General features: G+C 67.2%; 14 protein-coding genes and 3 tRNA genes. 6 read left to right on the top strand and 11 right to left on the bottom strand.

Features of this window, described 5'->3' with window-relative positions:
• The 4 genes from F627_RS0107870 to F627_RS0107855 all read right to left on the bottom strand — a co-directional run.
• Positions 1-380, bottom strand: a 380-nt coding sequence (locus tag F627_RS0107870) for a GTP-binding protein (RefSeq protein ID WP_019583723.1), incomplete at its 3' end; no start/stop codon positions are given.
• Positions 381-446: 66 nt separating this feature from the next.
• Positions 447-522 (bottom strand) — tRNA-Thr (locus F627_RS0107865).
• 75 nt (positions 523-597) lie between these two features.
• A tRNA-Gly gene (locus tag F627_RS0107860) sits at positions 598-671 on the bottom strand.
• A gap of 56 nt (positions 672-727) precedes the next feature.
• A tRNA-Tyr gene (locus F627_RS0107855) sits at positions 728-812 on the bottom strand.
• A 216-nt stretch (positions 813-1,028) separates the two neighbouring features.
• On the opposite strand from F627_RS0107855, the gene pilB reads away from it, so the two are divergent.
• The 5 genes from pilB to zapD are packed head-to-tail and all read left to right on the top strand — an operon-like array spanning position 1,029 to position 6,347.
• Positions 1,029-2,744: a type IV-A pilus assembly ATPase PilB gene (pilB, locus tag F627_RS0107850; RefSeq protein WP_019583722.1), complete on the top strand. Its 1,716-nt coding sequence runs from the start codon at positions 1,029-1,031 to the stop codon at positions 2,742-2,744.
• A gap of 43 nt (positions 2,745-2,787) precedes the next feature.
• Positions 2,788-3,999 carry a type II secretion system F family protein gene (locus F627_RS0107845; RefSeq protein ID WP_018865667.1) on the top strand — a complete coding sequence of 404 codons (1,212 nt, stop codon included), beginning with the start codon at positions 2,788-2,790 and terminating at the stop codon, positions 3,997-3,999.
• Positions 4,000-4,002: 3 nt separating this feature from the next.
• Positions 4,003-4,866, top strand: a complete 864-nt coding sequence (locus F627_RS0107840; RefSeq protein WP_018865666.1) for an A24 family peptidase — start codon at positions 4,003-4,005, stop codon at positions 4,864-4,866.
• Between the two features lie 9 nt (positions 4,867-4,875).
• A complete protein-coding gene (coaE, locus tag F627_RS0107835; protein ID WP_019583721.1) occupies positions 4,876-5,520 on the top strand; it encodes a dephospho-CoA kinase in 645 nt (214 codons plus the stop codon).
• Positions 5,521-5,576: 56 nt separating this feature from the next.
• A complete protein-coding gene (gene zapD, locus F627_RS0107830) occupies positions 5,577-6,347 on the top strand; it encodes a cell division protein ZapD (protein ID WP_018865664.1) in 771 nt (256 codons plus the stop codon).
• Positions 6,348-6,380: 33 nt separating this feature from the next.
• Here zapD and F627_RS0107825 read toward each other — a convergent pair whose 3' ends face one another.
• The 4 genes from F627_RS0107825 to F627_RS0107810 form a co-directional block, all read right to left on the bottom strand.
• Positions 6,381-7,358 carry a Nudix family hydrolase gene (locus F627_RS0107825; RefSeq protein WP_019583720.1) on the bottom strand — a complete coding sequence of 326 codons (978 nt, stop codon included), beginning with the start codon at positions 7,356-7,358 and terminating at the stop codon, positions 6,381-6,383.
• The gene (gene argJ, locus F627_RS0107820; protein ID WP_026332059.1) at positions 7,339-8,550 is read right to left on the bottom strand and encodes a bifunctional glutamate N-acetyltransferase/amino-acid acetyltransferase ArgJ; all 1,212 of its coding nucleotides are present in this window, start codon (positions 8,548-8,550) and stop codon (positions 7,339-7,341) included. The genes F627_RS0107825 and argJ overlap by 20 nt, the downstream gene beginning before the upstream one ends.
• A 12-nt stretch (positions 8,551-8,562) precedes the next feature.
• Positions 8,563-11,361 carry a preprotein translocase subunit SecA gene (secA, locus tag F627_RS0107815; RefSeq protein WP_019558758.1) on the bottom strand — a complete coding sequence of 933 codons (2,799 nt, stop codon included), beginning with the start codon at positions 11,359-11,361 and terminating at the stop codon, positions 8,563-8,565.
• 426 nt (positions 11,362-11,787) lie between these two features.
• The gene (locus F627_RS0107810; protein WP_026332058.1) at positions 11,788-12,678 is read right to left on the bottom strand and encodes a M23 family metallopeptidase; all 891 of its coding nucleotides are present in this window, start codon (positions 12,676-12,678) and stop codon (positions 11,788-11,790) included.
• Positions 12,679-12,723: 45 nt separating this feature from the next.
• On the opposite strand from F627_RS0107810, the gene F627_RS0107805 reads away from it, so the two are divergent.
• A complete protein-coding gene (locus F627_RS0107805) occupies positions 12,724-13,164 on the top strand; it encodes a DciA family protein (RefSeq protein WP_019583717.1) in 441 nt (146 codons plus the stop codon).
• A gap of 16 nt (positions 13,165-13,180) precedes the next feature.
• Here F627_RS0107805 and lpxC read toward each other — a convergent pair whose 3' ends face one another.
• The 3 genes from lpxC to ftsA form a co-directional block, all read right to left on the bottom strand.
• Positions 13,181-14,101: a UDP-3-O-acyl-N-acetylglucosamine deacetylase gene (lpxC, locus tag F627_RS0107800; RefSeq protein ID WP_231366535.1), complete on the bottom strand. Its 921-nt coding sequence runs from the start codon at positions 14,099-14,101 to the stop codon at positions 13,181-13,183.
• A 124-nt stretch (positions 14,102-14,225) separates the two neighbouring features.
• A complete protein-coding gene (gene ftsZ / locus F627_RS0107795) occupies positions 14,226-15,383 on the bottom strand; it encodes a cell division protein FtsZ (RefSeq protein WP_017942791.1) in 1,158 nt (385 codons plus the stop codon).
• Between the two features lie 97 nt (positions 15,384-15,480).
• Positions 15,481-16,716 carry a cell division protein FtsA gene (ftsA, locus tag F627_RS0107790; RefSeq protein ID WP_018865657.1) on the bottom strand — a complete coding sequence of 412 codons (1,236 nt, stop codon included), beginning with the start codon at positions 16,714-16,716 and terminating at the stop codon, positions 15,481-15,483.
• Between the last annotated feature and the right edge of the window lies 1 nt (position 16,717).

The raw sequence follows: 16,717 nt of genomic DNA, 5'->3' as shown, positions 1-16,717 counted from the left end.
CCGACCTGACGCGCCAGCAGGATGTGCTCGCGGGTCTGCGGCATCGGGCCATCGGCCGCCGACACCACCAGGATCGCGCCGTCCATCTGCGCCGCACCCGTGATCATGTTCTTCACATAGTCCGCGTGCCCGGGGCAGTCGACGTGCGCATAGTGGCGCGTGTCGCTTTCGTATTCGACGTGCGCGGTCGCAATCGTGATCCCGCGCGCCTTCTCTTCCGGCGCATTGTCGATCTGGTCAAACGCACGGGCTTCGCTCCCGTACTTCTTGCCCAGCACCGCCGTCATCGCCGCCGTCAGCGTCGTTTTCCCATGGTCCACATGACCAATCGTCCCCACATTCACATGCGGCTTCTTACGCTCGAACTTTTCCTTGGACATTTCTCGCTTCCCCGGATCGTGACGCTAAAACTCAACAGCGACGCAGGTTGTACGCTGACATTAATATGGAGCTCATGACCGGATTCGAACCGGTGACCTCTTCCTTACCAAGGAAGTGCTCTACCGACTGAGCTACATGAGCCGGATAACTCTATTGCTCTGGCTGCCAGGGCCTCGGCCGGGCCGCCCGCAAGGACGCACCACAACAGGCCAAACGTGGAGCGGGTGATGGGAATCGAACCCACATCATCAGCTTGGAAGGCTGAGGTTCTACCATTGAACTACACCCGCAGAACCCTGGCTTGCCTGACCACCGCCCACTATGGCCGCTGGCTTCAAAAACTCGATGGTGGAGGGAGGAGGATTCGAACCTCCGAAGGCTGAGCCAGCAGATTTACAGTCTGCCCCCGTTGACCGCTTGGGTATCCCTCCTCGATCAAGCCGCGTATTCTGAACCAGCGCGAAGCGCAGCGTCAAGCGCCTCGAGCATTCGCTTCCGGCCGCGGCGCAACAGCCTTGTCTTCTGCGGGGTTGATTCCTATGATCGGGGGCACAGTGGGGGGCGCCAGTGGTCCGCCAGGGCGTTTCCCTTCCGCCGCGGACGCACGTATTGTGTGGCCCATCACTGGTTTGTATACGCAGAGGCCCATGGCGAACACCACTACGGCACCGCGGCTCCCCGGGCTGGCCAAACGCCTGGTCGAGGCCGGCCTGATCGCGGAGGACATCGCCTCCCAGCTGGTCGAGGAGGCCCAGTCCCAGCAGACCCCCCTGATGACCCTGCTGGCCAGCAAGGGCCAGGTGGCGGAGGCCCGGCTCGCGGAGGCCGCCGCCGAGGAATTCGGGCTGCCGGTATTCGACCTCGCGACCTTCGAGCCGGAACTGCTGCCCAAGGATCATCTGAACGAGAAGCTGATCCAGAAGCATCACGCCCTCCCGCTGATGGTGCGCGGCAACCGGCTCTACATCGCCGTCTCCGACCCGACCAATCTTGGCGCCACCGACGAGTTCAAGTTCGCCACGGGCATGCCGGTGGAGGCCGTGCTGGTCGAGTCGCACAAGCTCGACCGCTTGATCGACAGCGCCCTGAGCGCCGCCTCGTCGCTGATGGACGACCTGGGGGACGACGGCCTCGACAGCCTGGCAATCGAATCGGGCGACGACGACAAGGACAGCTCGGACACCGCCGAAGGGGCGGACGATGCCCCGGTAGTGCGCTTCGTCAACAAGCTGTTGATGGACGCCATCAACCGCAAGGCCTCCGACATCCATCTCGAGCCCTTCGAGAAGGACTTCCGCGTGCGCTTTCGCATCGACGGCGTGCTGCACGAAGTGGCCCACCCGCCGAACTCCCTGGCACCGCGAATCACCGCGCGGGTCAAGGTGATGTCGCGCATGGACATCGCCGAACGCCGCGTACCCCAGGATGGACGGATCAAGCTGAAGCTGTCACGGACGCGGGCGATCGACTTTCGTGTCAGCACCCTGCCGACGCTGTACGGCGAGAAGATCGTGATGCGTATCCTCGACCCCAGCAGCGCGTCGATGGGGATCGACCAACTGGGCTACGAGGAACATCAGAAGGAAGCCTATCTGCAGGCGCTCAGCCGGCCCTACGGGATGATCCTGGTGACCGGCCCCACCGGGTCGGGCAAGACCGTATCCCTCTATACCGGCCTCGGCATCCTGAACACCGCGGACCGCAACATCTCCACCGCCGAAGACCCGTCGGAAATCAACATGCCCGGGGTCAACCAGGTCAACGTGAACCCGAAGGTCGGCCTGACCTTCGCCAGCGCCCTGCGCGCCTTCCTGCGCCAGGATCCGGACGTGATCATGGTCGGGGAGATCCGTGACCTCGAGACCGCGGAGATCGCGATCAAGGCCGCGCAGACCGGCCACTTGGTGCTCTCCACCCTGCATACCAACGACGCGCCACAGACGCTGACTCGCCTCGCCAACATGGGCGTGCCACCGTACAACATCGCGTCGTCGATCCTGCTGATCATCGCCCAGCGCCTCGCGCGGCGCCTGTGTCCGAACTGCAAGGAACCGGAACAGCTGCCGGAAGAGGTCCTGCGCAAGGAGGGCTTCACCGACGCCGATATCCAGGCCGGGGTGACTGCCTATCGCGCGGTGGGATGTGACCAGTGCACCAACGGCTACAAGGGCCGCCTCGGGGTCTACCAGGTCATGCCCATCAGCGAGGAGATGCAGCGCGGCATCCTGGAGGGCTACAACTCCATGCAGCTGGCGGAACAGGCAGAAAAGGAAGGCATCGAGGACCTGCGCCGCGCCGGTCTGATGAAGGTAATGGCGGGGCTGACCAGCCTCGAGGAAGTCAATCGCGTGACCAAGGACTAGTGCCGCAAGGGGCACGGGTCACCAGCTACAGGGGGACAGGGGGATGGCCGACTCCGGGACGATCTACACCTGGGAAGGACTGAACAAGAACGGCGACCGGGTCAAGGGCGAGACCCCGGCCGACAATGAGGCCACCGCGCGCGCCGAACTGCGCAAGAACGGCATTAACGTCGTCAAGATCCGCAAGAAGCCGAAGTCGCTGTTCTCCGGCGGCAACAAGAAGATCGTGCCGGCGGATATCGCTTACTTCCTGCGGCAGATGACCACGATGCTGCAGTCCGGTGTACCTCTTGTGCAGGCGTTCGAGATCGTCGGCCGCGGGAACGAGAAACCCGCGATGCGCGACCTCGTTCTGAAACTGAAAGCGGACGTGGAAGGCGGCGAGACCTTTGCCAAGGCCCTGTCCAAGCACCCGCGTCACTTCGACGACCTGGTCACCAACCTCGTCGAGGCGGGCGAGCAGGCGGGGACGCTCGAGACCCTGCTGGACAAGATCGCCACCTACAAGGAAAAGACCGAGGCCCTGAAGGCCAAGATCAAGAAGGCCCTGTTCTACCCCGCAGCGGTCGTCGTGGTGGCCATCGTGGTCACCGCGATCCTGCTGATCTACGTGGTCCCGCAGTTCGAGGCCCTGTTCCAGGGCTTCGGTGCCGACCTGCCGGTGTTCACGCGGATGGTGGTGGACCTCTCGGAGTTCACCCAGAGCTGGTGGTGGGCGATCCTCGGGGTCATGGTGGCGATCGGCTTCGTCTTCGTGCAGGCCAAGCGGCGCTCGCCACGTTTCGCCCGCTTCCTCGACATCATCATCCTCAAGGCCCCGGCCTTCGGGCCGATCCTGCGCAAGGCCGCGATCGCGCGCTTCGCCCGCACGCTGTCGACCATGTTCTCCGCAGGGGTCCCGCTGGTGGATGCCCTGACCTCGGTCTCCGGGGCCACCGGCAACGCGGTCTACCGCGAGGCGACCCTGCGCATGCGCGACGAGACCGAGGCAGGCGGGCAGTTGCAATGGTCGATGCGCAATACCGGCGTGTTCCCCAACATGGTGGTGCAGATGGTCGCGATCGGCGAGGAATCCGGCTCACTGGACTCCATGCTGGCCAAGGTCGCGGACTTCTACGAGGACGAGGTCGACAACGCCGTCGACAGCCTGTCCAGCCTGCTGGAACCGCTGATCATGGTGGTTCTGGGCGTGCTGGTCGGCGGTCTGGTCATCGCCATGTACCTGCCCATCTTCCAGATGGGTCAGGTGATCTAGGGGATGCTGGCCGAGACCGGTGCGCAACTGGGCGCGTGGGCCCTGCCGATCGCCGGGGTCTTCGGGCTGCTGATCGGCAGTTTCCTGAACGTGGTCATCGCGCGCCTGCCGGTGATGCTGGAACGCGACTGGGAACGCGAGGCCCGCGCCATCCTCGAGCACGAACCGCCGGGCGCAGAGGAGCGCTTCGACCTCGTGCGCCCGCGCTCGCGCTGCCCGCAATGCCAACGCCCCATCCGGGCGCTGGAGAACGTGCCCCTCCTCAGCTATCTGCTTCTGCGCGGGCGCTGCCCTGGCTGCGGCACCCGCATCAGCTGGCAGTATCCCGCGGTCGAGGCCCTCACCGCGCTGCTGTTCATCGTGACGATCTGGCACCTGGGGCCGAACGCCACAGGCCTCCTGGCCCTGGTGTTCACCGGCGTGCTGATTGCGGCGGCCGGGATCGACGCCCGCACCACCCTGCTCCCGGACCAGCTGACCCTGCCCCTGCTGTGGCTGGGCCTGCTGGTCAACATCCCGGGGACCTTCACCGACCTGCAGTCGGCGGTCATTGGCGCCGTCGCCGGCTACCTGGTGCTGTGGCTGATCTTCCATGGCTTCCGCCTGCTGACCGGCAAGGAGGGCATGGGCTTCGGGGACTTCAAGCTGCTGGCCGCGCTGGGCGCCTGGCTGGGCTGGCAGGCCCTGCCGGTCATCCTGCTGCTGGCCTCGCTGGTCGGCGCCGTAGTCGGGATTGCGTTGATCCTGCTGCGCGGCCGGGATCGCAATATCCCGATCCCGTTCGGCCCCTATCTCGCCGCCGCCGGCTGGCTCGCGCTGATCTGGGGAGACGAGCTGCTGGCCCTCTACTTCCCCCAGGGATTCTAGGCGACGGGCATGCTGCGGGTCGGACTCACCGGGGGGATCGGCTGCGGCAAGAGCCGGGTCGCGGGGTTGTTCGCCAGCCTCGGCGTGCCGGTGCTGGATGCCGACGCCATCAACCGCGAGCTGCAGACACCGGGACACGACCTCTACGCTGCCATCGTGAACCGCTTCGGGCCCGGCGTCCTGGATGCCCGCGGGCACCTGGACCGCGGCGCCCTGCGCAGCCGGATCTTTGCCGACCCGGGGGAGCGCCAGGCGCTGGAGGCCCTGGTCCACCCCGCGGTGGAGGCCCGCATCGAGGAAGACCTCGCCGCGCTGCCATCCGACACGCCCTACGCCCTGATCGTGGTTCCACTGCTGTTCGAGGCCGGCTGGGAGAACCGCTTCGACCACGTGATCGTGGTCCACTGCGAGCCCCACGAGCAGATCGCCCGCGTCACCCAGCGTGACGGCCGCAGCAGCGCCGAGGTGGAGGCCATCCTGGCGGCACAGATGAATCCCGAGGAGCGCCGCCTGCGCGGGGACAGCGAAATCCACAATCGCGAAGCCACAACGGAGGCCGACTTGGCGAACCAGGTAGCAGAACGCGACGCCGCCCTGCGCGAGCTGTCCGCCACGACCGCCTCCCGGGTGGAAATCCGCCCCCCGAATACCTGATACTGCCGGGATTCCCGGGCCATGCACCTTCAGCCCTCCTGCCGAACGGGCACGCCGTGAGCCAGACCCTGACCTTCGAACAACCGCTGCATGAACGCGTGCGCCTCCTGCTGCGACTGGAGGCCCTGAACGCGCGCTTCGCCGACGCACTGGAGTCGGGGCGGCCGTTCGACCACCACGAGGCCCTGGTCTCCCTGGTCGATATCTACGCGCTGGTGACCCGCGTCGACATCAAGCGCGAGCTGATGGGCGAGATCGAACGCCAGACGGTCAACCTGAACCGTCTGGCCAACCAGCCGGGCGTGGATGCCGAGCGCTTCCGCGAAACCATGGACACGCAGAAGCGGCTCCATGATGCGCTGGAGGAACAGGCCGGCGCCCTCGATCACCGCGTGCGCGGCAGCGAGTTCTTCTCCAGCGTACGCCAGCGCATGGCCCTGCCGGGCGGCGCCTTCGACTTTGACCTGCCGATCTACCACTACTGGCTCGCACAGCCAAGCCAGGCGCGCAGCGAACTCCTGCTGGAGTGGTTCGAGCCGCTCAATACCGTCGCCGAGGCGACCGCCCAGGTGCTGCGCTACATGCGCCGCTCGGGCCACGCGGAGCCGGTCACGGCGGAGGAGGGCTACTTCGAGCGCAGCCTGGACACCAGCCATGCCTGGCAACTGATCCGGGTGACCGTCGACCCCACCCTCGGGGTCTATCCGGAGATCAGCGGCGGACGCCAGCGCTTTACCGTGCGCTTCTTCGCCCCGGGCGACTTCCGCGAGCGCCCGGTTCCGGCCAGTCGCGACGTCCCCTTCCAGCTCTGCTGCTGCGCGATCTGACACCGTGACCGGGCTCGTTGCCCGGCGACGGGATCAACCGTCCAGCAGCCCGCGAATGCCGGCAATCCCCTGCGCCCCCGCCTGGCGCGCCTGTGCCAGGTGCCCCGGGGTCATGCCTCCCAGCGCGTAAACCGGTACGCCCGCTCCGGCCGTCCAGGCAGTGAAGCGCTCCCAGCCCAGCGTCCCGCCCCCGGGGTGGGTGGCGGTCACCTCCACCGGCCCGAGGACCACGAAATCCAGCCCCAGCGCGGCGACCCGCGCGAGCCCGGCCCGGTCATGCACCGACGCGCCGGTCCAGCCTCCCCGGTCCGGACGTGTCTCCAGTTCGCGCCAGCGCCGCTCCGGCAGATGCAGCCCCACCTCCGGGAACCCGGTCAGCCAGTCCGCCGGGGCGTTGGCCAGCACCGGGATACCCAGCGCGCCGGCGGGCCCGGCGATGGCCGCGAGGAAGTCGCGATAGGCCGACGCGTCCAGCGCCGGCGCCCGAACCTGGACCATGCCGGCCCGGCCCGCGCGCAGGGCCCGGACCACGCGCTCCGCGATCGCGTCGGCCTGGCCCGCATCGTCCGGGGACGGGGTGATCAGATAGCGCTCGGGGAGCCGCAGCGCGTTGAGCATCGCGCGGTTGGCCGCCGGGAAATCCGCCGGGTCGAGGGTGTCCGGGCGCAGCCACGCCATGGTCTGGCCCTCGCGCGGCGCGGGTTCGCCGGACCACGTGCTCACGCGAAACACGTGCAGGCGCACGGCGCGCTCCGAATAGCGGTGATCAATGGTCAGGCACTGAACCGCAGCGCCGACCCGGACGCCCAGTTCCTCATCCAGCTCGCGGGCCAGGGCCGTGGCCGGCGATTCCCCCGCGGCCACCTTGCCCCCGGGGAATTCCCGAAACCCGGCCAGATGCTGCCCGCGAGTACGGCGGGTGACGAGTACGCGGCCCCGGGCATCCAGGATCAGCCCGATCGCGACCTCGACCGGCCGGGAGACAACCGGCTCAGGACCGGTATTCGGCATTGATGCGCACGTACTCGTGGGAGAAGTCGCAGGTGTACTTGCGCGCGCCCGCGCGGCCCCGGCCGAGGTCGATGCGCACATGAATCTCGTCCGCGCCGAAGGCCCGCTGGCCATCGGCCTCTGCATAGGCCGGGGCCCGGCCACCGTCGCGAACGATCTCCACGTCATTCACGTGGATCGCGACCCGGTCGATCGCCAGGTCCGGCACACCGGCGCGCCCCACCGCCGCCAGGATCCGGCCCCAGTTGGGGTCCGAGGCGAACAACGCGGTCTTCACTAGCGGGGACAGCGCGACCGTCTCGGCCACCTGCGCCGCTTCTTCGCGCTCCCGCGCCCCGGTCACCTCCACGGTGACGAACTTGGTCGCGCCCTCGCCGTCGCGCACGATCGCCTGGGCCAACTCCAGACACACCGCCGCCAGCGCGGCGAGAAACGCCTCCCGATCCGCCGGCGTGGCGAGCCCGGCGCCGCTGGCGCCACTGGCCATCACCACGACCGCATCGTTGGTCGAGGTATCGCCGTCCACCGTGATCGCATTGAAGCTGTCGCGGTTGGCCACGCGCAGCAGGCCCTCGAGTTCGGCGGCGTCGATGGCGAGATCGGTCCCGATGAAGGCCAGCATGGTCGCCATGTCCGGGTGGATCATGCCGGAACCCTTGGCGATGCCCGTCAGGGTCACTTCGCCCTGCGACAGGGAGACGCGGCGGCTGCAGCCCTTGAGCACGGTATCGGTGGTCATGATCGCGCGCCCGGCCTGCATCCAGGTATTGGGCGCCAACCCGGCGTACAGGACCGGCAGGGCCGCGACAATCCGCTCGACCGGCAGCGGCTCCCCGATCACGCCGGTGGAAAACGGCAGGACCGCATCCGCGACGGTCCCGGTCAGACCGGCCACCGCCTCGCAGCAGGCGCGCGCGGCGGCCAGCCCGGGCTCGCCCGTACCGGCATTGGCGTTTCCGGCGTTAATCAGCAGCCAGCGAGCGTGCCCCCGCGCCTGGTGCTCGGCGGCCACCACCACGGGCGCCGCGCGGAAGGCATTGGTGGTGTAGAGCGCGGCGATGGTCGCTTCCGGGCCGGCGTCGATCAGGACCAGATCGTCACGCCCGGCGTAACGGATGCCGGCTGCGGTCGCGGCCAGGCGGATCCCCGGCACGGGATGAAGGACCTCCGGGGCGATCAATCCAACGGCCATTGTGGGCGTCCCCTACAGCTTGCCGTGGCAGTGCTTGAACTTCTTGCCCGAGCCGCACCAGCAAGGCTCGTTGCGCCCCAGCTTGGGCTCCTCGCGGCGATAGGGGGCCTCGCCACTGGCGACCGGCTCGCGGCCCTCCGCCTCGCCCTCGGCATCGGGCTTCAGGGCGCTGTCGGGGTTCTGGTGCTGGAACTGCAGGTCGTCCTCGGCCGGCGCGGCCTTCTTCGGCTGTAGCGCCTCGACCTCCTCCGGCGAACGCAGCTGCATCCGCAACAGGAACTTCACGACATCGTGCTTGATGCGTTCCAGCAGGGACTGGAACATGGCAAAGGCTTCCTTCTTGTACTCCTGCTTCGGGTTGCGCTGGGCGTAGCCGCGCAGCCCGATGCCCTGGCGCAGGTAGTCCATCGCGGCCAGGTGTTCCTTCCACTGGCTGTCCAGGACCTGCAGCATCACGTCGCGCTGCAGCCGGTTCATGGTCTCGTCACCCAGCTGCTCGCGCTTGCCGGCCAGCATCTCGCGGGCATGGCCGACGATGCGTTCGCGCAGCGGCTCCTCGTGGAGGTCGTCCTCGTCGTCCAGCCACTGCTGCACCGGCAGGTCCAGCCCGAACTCGCCGTTGAGGGCCTGCTGCAGGCCCTCAACGTCCCACTCGTCCTCGATCGAGCCCGGCGGGATGTACTGGCTGATCTGGGCGTTGACCACGTCCTCGACCAGGGTGTCGATGGTGTCGCTGATGTCTTCGGTGGTCAGTAGTTCGGCGCGCTGGTCATAGATCACGCGGCGCTGGTCGTTGGCCACGTCGTCGTATTCCAGCAGCTGCTTGCGGATATCGAAGTTGTGGGCCTCGACCTTGCGCTGGGCGTTCTCGATGGCGCGGGAGACCCAGGCGTTCTCGATCGCCTCGCCCTCCTTCATGCCCAGGCGCTGCATCAGCCCGCGCACCCGCTCGGAGGCGAACACCCGCATCAGGTTGTCTTCCAGCGACAGGAAGAAACGGCTGGAGCCCGGGTCGCCCTGACGCCCGGAGCGCCCGCGCAGCTGGTTGTCGATGCGCCGCGACTCGTGGCGCTCGGAGCCGATGATGTGCAGACCGCCGGACTCGAGCACCGCATCATGGCGCTGCTGCCAGTCGGCCCGTATGGCCTCCTGCCGGGCCGTGTCCTCCGGATCCACCTCGGCCAGCTCGGCATCCAGCGAGCCGCCCAGGACGATGTCGGTGCCGCGCCCGGCCATGTTGGTCGCCAGGGTCACGGCTTTGGGACGGCCGGCCTGGGCGATGATCGAGGCCTCGCGTTCGTGCTGCTTGGCGTTCAGGACCTCGAAGGCGATGCCGGTCTTTTTCAGGGCGTCCGCCAGGCGTTCGGAGCTCTCGACGGAGGCGGTCCCGACCAGCACCGGCTGGCCGCGATCCACGCACCACTGGATCTCCTTGATGATGGCGGTGTATTTCTCTTCCTGGGTCAGGAACACCAGGTCCTGCATGTCGTCGCGCACCAGCGGTTTGTTGCCGGGGATCACGACCACTTCCAGGTCATAGATGGTCTTGAACTCGTAGGCCTCGGTATCCGCGGTACCGGTCATGCCAGCGAGTTTGTCGTACAGCCGGAAGTAGTTCTGGAAGGTGATCGAGGCGAGCGTCTGATTCTCGCGCTGGATCGGCACGCCTTCCTTCGCCTCGATGGCCTGGTGCAGCCCCTCGGACCAGCGCCGCCCGGCCATGATGCGTCCGGTGAACTCGTCGATGATCTGGACCTTGTCGTCGCGCACCAGATAGTCGACGTCGCGATGGAACAGGGCGTGCGCGCGCAGGGCCGCGTTCAGGTGATGCAGGACCGCGATGCTCGCCGAGTCGTACAGGGTCTGGTGTTCTTCCAGAAGACCCGCCTGGCGCAGCAGTTCCTCGGCCTTCTCGTGACCCTCTTCGCTGAGGAAGACCTGTTTGGCCTTCTCGTCGACAAAGTAGTCACCCTCGCTCTCCTCGTCTTCCTGACGAGTGAGCTGCGGCGGGATGGTGTTGAGCCGCTCGTAGAGCTCCGAGCTGTCGCCGCTGGGGCCGGAGATGATCAGCGGGGTACGCGCCTCGTCGATCAGGATCGAGTCGACCTCGTCCACCACCGCGAAATTGAGCGCCCGCTGCACCCGCTGGTCGGCCGAGAAGGCCATGTTGTCGCGCAGGTAATCGAAGCCGAACTCGTTGTTGGTCCCGTAGGTGATGTCCGCCGCGTAGGCCTCCCGACGGGTGACCGGGCGCAGGTGCTCGAACCCGCCCTCCTCGGCGTGATAATCCGGATCGAAGAGATAGGAGGCGGAGTCCACGCCCAGGCCGCCGGAGCTGTTGACCACGCCCACCGAGAGCCCCAGCGCGTGATAGAGACGCCCCATCCAGGCAGCATCGCGCCGGGCCAGGTAGTCGTTCACCGTGACCACGTGCACCCCGTCGCCGGTCAGTGCGTTGAGATAGGCCGGCAGGGTCGCGACCAGGGTCTTCCCCTCGCCGGTACGCATCTCGGCAATGCGGCCGTCGTTCAGGACCATGCCGCCGATCAACTGCACGTCGAAATGGCGCAGGCCCATCACCTGCGCGCTCATCGCGCGGCACACGGCAAAGGCTTCCGGCAGGAGCTTCTCCAGGTCCTCGCCCTCGCCCAGGCGGCGCTGGAATTCCCGGGTCTTGTGGCGCAGCTCGTCCCGCGACAGCGCCTCGGTGGAGTCGGCCAGGGCATTGATGCGTTCCACCGCGCGGGTATAGCGCTTGAGGATGCGATCGTTGCGACTACCGAAGATCTTCTGAACGAGCTGCTTGACCATGGGGATCCGTAAGGGTTGGCTGAAACCCGCCTAGGATAAACGATCCGCCGGGGAAACGCTGTGCCGGGAAAACGGCTTTCCGGGAGGCCACCGACGCCGAATCCCGCGCCGCGCAGCCACTAGGGAGACGCTGATTGAATCGCACGTCCGCGTTGGTGCCCCCTGTTTTCCGAGACAAGGCGCGTCGTGCACCGGGTAGTGGTTCTACCCGCAAGGGGCGCAACGCAGGGTCGGGGAATAGGGGGCACCAACCCCGCAAGCGATTGAATGCAAGGGCTCGGGCGCCCGTTGCTGATCAAAAACGGGCGCGCGCACGGCGTTGCGGTTCCCTTGTGCAGAGTGACTGCACGGCAGTCACCGCGCCTTGTTCGCACGCAAAAGCGACTCGAGCGCGGACGTGCGATTCAATCAGCGTCTCCCTCGGTGTCAGTCCCGATCGGGAAGGAAGTTGTAGGGGTTGAGGGCCTTGCCGGCATCCATCACCTCGTAGTGCAGGTGGGTGTCGGTCGCGCGGCCGGTGCGGCCCATGGTCGCGATCACCTGGCCGGCCTCCACGCGCTCGCCAGCCTCGACCAGGATCTCCGCATTGTGGGCGTAGCGCGTGTTCAGGCCGCCGCCGTGGGCGATCTCGACCAGGTTGCCGAAGCTGCTGCGCCGCCCCGCGAACACCACCAGACCGCCACCCGCCGCGCGGATCTCGGAGCCGGGCCGACCGGCAAAGTCCATCCCTGAGTGGAACCGCCGATTGCCGGTGAACGGATCCTCGCGGTAGCCAAACGCCGAGCTGATCCAGGCATCATCCTCGACCGGACGAAGCCGCGGCGACAGGGCCTCGCGCGAGGCATCCAGGCGCAGCTCGGAGCCCACGAGGTCCACCGCGGCGCTGTGCCGGCCCAGCAGGTGCTCCAGCGCCAGCAGGCGGTCGTGCACCTCCAGCGGCGAATCCGGTCCTTCCAGCAGGGGCCCGCCCTGCCCCCCGGTCTCCGGCGCCAGATCGGCCACGTCCAGCCCGAGGGAGTCGCCCACCGAGCGGATGCGCAGATCCACACGCGACAACTGGCGTTCCAGCGCCACGACCCGTTCGACCAGATGATTCAGGCCCTCGCGGGCGGCTTCGCGCTCCACCGTCTCGACGGCCACAGGATCCAGGGTATTGGTCACCGGAATCCGGACCACCTCGCGCTGGCTCTGGCCGACCAGGTAGGCCGCCACCACCGCGGCCGCCATCAGCAGCACCAGCACGCCCCCCGACACGGCCATCGCCCACAGGGGCAGGCGTGCACAAAGGCCGTCCGGACGTAGTACGATCAACTGCATGCGAATCCTCTTGTTCTCTCCGCCTCGCGCCACCGGGTTACCGGGATGACACCGCAGCGGATCACCCGCTTCATCGCCCGCGACTGGTCCGCGCACTCCGGCCGCGACCGCGGCGTGGAGCGCGCCCTCGAGGGCCTCGCCGGCAATGCGCTGAAGGCGCGGCGACTGGCGTTCACCCTGCGCGAGGACACCCTGGTCGCGATCTGCGCGGACCGCGGCCTGGCGACGGAGCTGCGTTTCCAGCAACGCGAACTGCTCAAGACCCTGCGTGCCGCGGGCTTCGAGGGCATCGAGCAGATGCGCATCCGGCTGTCCCGGGTGCCCCGCCCTGCCGAACCGGCCGCGCGGCTGGAACGGCGCGAGATCCCGGAAGCGGCCCGACAGATCCTCGCCGACACCGCCTCCCGCATTCAGGATCCCGAACTGGCCGGTGCGCTGGAACGGCTCGCCCGCGCGGCACGCCCGTCCCCGCCGAAGCCGGACTGAATCGGCACCGCGGTATTCAGCCCGCCGGCGTCGGTGCCAGCTGGCCGAAGGAGATCGGCAGGCGCTCGTTCGGGTCCTCGAAGGTGACCTTTTCCCAGGCCGTCTCGTCGGCCGCGAGTTGGCGGATCAGCTGATTGTTCAGTGCGTGCCCGGACTTGTGCCCGGTGAAGGCGCCGATCAGGCTGTGGCCGAGCAGGTACAGGTCCCCGACCACGTCGAGGATCTTGTGCTTGACCAGCTCGTTGTCGTAGCGCAGACCGTTCTCGTTCAGGATCTTGTAGTCATCGAGCACCACGGCATTGTCCAGGCTGCCGCCCAGCGCCAGCTGGTTGGCCCGCAGGGCCTCGATGTCGCGCATGAACCCGAAGGTTCGGGCACGCGAGACCTCCTTCACGAAGGAGGTGGACGAGAAATCCAGCTCGGCGCGCTGGCTCCCGTCGGTGAACATCGGGTGTTCGAAGTCGATGCAGAAACCGACCTTGAACCCCTCGTAGGGATCGAAGCGCACCCATTTGTCGCCCTCGCGAACTTCCACGCTGCGCTTGACCCGAATGAATTCCTTGGGCGCGTCTTGCTCTTTCAGCCCGGCGGACTGCAGCAGAAACACGAAGGGACCAGCACTGCCGTCCATGATGGGCACCTCGGCGGCGCTCACGTCAACGTGCAGGTTGTCGATGCCCAGTCCGGCTATGGCCGAGAGCAGATGCTCTACGGTCGAGACCCGGACATCGCCATTGACCAGCGTGGTCGAAAGCCGCGTGTCGCCGACATTGTCGGCACAGGCGCGAATCTCCACGGACGGATCAAGATCGCAGCGATGGAACACAATCCCGGTGTTCACCGGGGCCGGCCGCAGGGTCAGCACCACCTTTTCTCCGGTATGCAGTCCTACCCCGGTCGCCCGAATGCTGTTCTTGAGCGTTCTTTGCCTGATCAACGAATTGAGCCTCTCTCTTCCAGGAGAGCGCATAAGGGGAGCCCGGGCCCTCCCGGGCTCCTCATGCACACAACGATTGCCGCATTATTGCAGGATTCCGCTCGTCCTGCATGTGCCGGCGCTCTCAGTCCGCCTGTTTGCGCAGAAAGGCCGGAATATCCAGCACATCAATGCCTTGCTGCTGGTTGTAGTCCACCGCCAGGTTGTCGCCACCGCGGCGCTTGACGGTCGGCTGGTCGAGGTCGACTTCGACGTCGGAACCGACGGCCTTCTTCGGCTGGGCATCGACCACCCGCACCTGCGGACGTTCGGACTGCGAGGCCGGGGCCCCCAGGCCGGTGGCCACCAGGGTGACACGCAGCTCGTCGGTCATCTCGGGGTCGATCACCGTCCCGACGACGACGTTGGCGTCTTCCGAGGCCAGGGCCTTCACCGCCTCCCCGACTTCCTCGAACTCGCCGATACCGACATCCATGCCGCCGGTCACGTTCACCAGGATGCCGCGCGCGCCGGAGATATCGATGTCCTCCAGCAACGGGCTGGCGATCGCGGCTTCGGCCGCCTCGCGGGCACGGTCCTCGCCGGAACCGGAGCCGGTCCCCATCATCGCCATACCCATCTCGCGCATCACGTTGCGCACGTCGGCGAAGTCGACGTTGATCAGGCCCGGGCGGGTGATCAGCTCGGCAATGCCCTGCACCGCGCCGAACAGCACGTCATTGGCGGCCTTGAAGGCGTCCAGCAGCGTGGTGTTCTTGCCCAGCACCGTCAGCAGCTTCTCGTTGGGGATGGTGATCAGCGAGTCGACCTGCTCGGTCAGGGCCTTGATCCCAGACATGGCCACCTGCATGCGGCGCTTGCCCTCGAACGGGAACGGCTTGGTGACCACCGCCACGGTCAGGATGTTCATCTCCTTGGCGATCTGCGCCACCACCGGCGCGGCCCCGGTACCCGTACCACCGCCCATGCCGGCGGTAATGAAGACCATGTCCGCGCCCTGCAGCAGGTCCTGGATGCGCTCGCGATCCTCCAGCGCGGCCTCGCGGCCCACGGAGGGATCCGCCCCGGCCCCCAGGCCCTTGGTGATGTCGCCACCCAGTTGCAGCAGCGTCTTGGAATCCAGGCTTTTCAGGGCCTGGGCATCGGTATTGGCGCAGATGAAGTCCACGCCCTCCAGTTGCGAGTTGACCATGTGCTGCACGGCGTTGCCGCCGCCGCCCCCGACGCCGACGACCTTGATCGTCGCGTTCTGGCTATAGGTATCCATCAGTTCGAACGTCATGATTGCGTCCTCTCGTTGCGTGTGTACAGGTACTTCGGTTGGCCTGCGTCATGGCCGGAGAGCGGTCCGACCCCCAAAGATTCCGGTGTCCTGGTCATCAGAACTGCCCGGAAAACCAGCGCTTCATGCGCGCCCATACGCCCTGGAACCCGCTGCTCACGGGCCGGGCCTCCTGCTCCGCACGCGACTCGCGGGCGTAGAGCAGCAGCCCCACTCCCGTCGCGTGGATCGGATTCTTCACCACATCCAGGAGCCCGGTGACGCGTTGCGGCACCCCCAGGCGTACGGGCATGTGGAAGACCTCTTCGGCGAGGTCCACCACACCTTCCATTCGAGACGATCCGCCGGTCAGTACGACCCCGGCGGCGATCATTTCCTCGGTTCCGCTGCGGCGCAGCTCCGCCTGCACCAGCTGCAGCAGTTCCTCGTAGCGCGGCTCGACCACGGAGGCGAGCGTCTGACGCGACAGCCGACGCGCGGCCCGATCGCCCACCCCGGGCACCTCGATGCTCTCGCCCGGGTCGGCCAGCGAGCGCAGCGCGCAGGCGTACTTGATCTTGAGTTCGTCGGCGTACTGGGTCGGCGTGCGCAGGGCGACCGCGATGTCGTTGGTCACCTGATCCCCGGCAATCGGGATCACCGCGGTGTGCATGATCGCGCCATGGGCGAACACCGCGATGTCGGTGGTGCCACCGCCGATGTCCACCAGGCAGACACCCAGGTCCTTCTCGTCCTCGCTGAGCACCGAATAGCTGGAGGCGAGCTGTTCCAGGATGATGTCGTCCACCCGCAGCCCGCAGCGCTCCACGCACTTGACGATGTTCTGCGCCGCGGACACCGCGCCGGTGACCAGGTGCACCTTGGCCTCCAGCCGCACCCCGGACATCCCGATCGGCTCGCGGATGCCCTCCTGCTCGTCGATGATGTATTCCTGCGGCAGCACATGGAGGATGCGCTGGTCGGCCGGGATCGCGATCGCGCGCGCGGCGTCGATCACCCGGTCGACGTCACCCGCGACCACCTCGCCGTCCTTGATCGCCACCACGCCGGTGGAGTTGTAGCTCTTGATGTGGGAGCCGGCGATCCCGGTGTAGACCGAATGGATCTCGCAGCCGGCCATCAGCTCGGCCTCCTCCACCGCGCGCTGGATCGACTGGACGGTGGACTCGATGTTCACCACCACGCCCTTCTTCAGCCCGCGCGAAGGGGAGGAGCCGATCCCGATGATCTCGATCTCGCCTTCCTCGGTCAGCTCCCCGACCACCGCCTCGATCTTCGAGGTCCCGACGTCCAGGCCGACGATCAGACCGGGTTCCGACTTCTTTGCCATCATC

The sequence above is a fragment of the Thioalkalivibrio sp. ALE16 genome (genome assembly GCF_000381305.1).
Lineage (GTDB): Bacteria > Pseudomonadota > Gammaproteobacteria > Ectothiorhodospirales > Ectothiorhodospiraceae > Thioalkalivibrio.
Note: the sequence above shows the minus strand (reverse complement) of the source record. Positions and strands in the feature narration are given on the sequence as shown.

Bases quoted from the DNA above. Each gene is read 5' to 3' on its own strand.
- ftsA (WP_018865657.1), bottom strand. From the start codon at position 16,716: ATGATGGCAAAGAAGTCGGAACCCGGTCTGATCGTCGGCCTGGACGTC.
- F627_RS0107845 (WP_018865667.1), top strand. From the start codon at position 2,788: ATGGCCGACTCCGGGACGATCTACACCTGGGAAGGACTGAACAAGAAC.
- F627_RS0107825 (WP_019583720.1), bottom strand. From the start codon at position 7,358: ATGCCGAATACCGGTCCTGAGCCGGTTGTCTCCCGGCCGGTCGAGGTC.
- F627_RS0107810 (WP_026332058.1), bottom strand. From the start codon at position 12,678: ATGCAGTTGATCGTACTACGTCCGGACGGCCTTTGTGCACGCCTGCCC.
- ftsZ (WP_017942791.1), bottom strand. From the start codon at position 15,383: ATGACGTTCGAACTGATGGATACCTATAGCCAGAACGCGACGATCAAG.
- pilB (WP_019583722.1), top strand. From the start codon at position 1,029: ATGGCGAACACCACTACGGCACCGCGGCTCCCCGGGCTGGCCAAACGC.
- coaE (WP_019583721.1), top strand. From the start codon at position 4,876: ATGCTGCGGGTCGGACTCACCGGGGGGATCGGCTGCGGCAAGAGCCGG.
- F627_RS0107840 (WP_018865666.1), top strand. From the start codon at position 4,003: ATGCTGGCCGAGACCGGTGCGCAACTGGGCGCGTGGGCCCTGCCGATC.
- F627_RS0107805 (WP_019583717.1), top strand. From the start codon at position 12,724: ATGACACCGCAGCGGATCACCCGCTTCATCGCCCGCGACTGGTCCGCG.
- secA (WP_019558758.1), bottom strand. From the start codon at position 11,361: ATGGTCAAGCAGCTCGTTCAGAAGATCTTCGGTAGTCGCAACGATCGC.
- argJ (WP_026332059.1), bottom strand. From the start codon at position 8,550: ATGGCCGTTGGATTGATCGCCCCGGAGGTCCTTCATCCCGTGCCGGGG.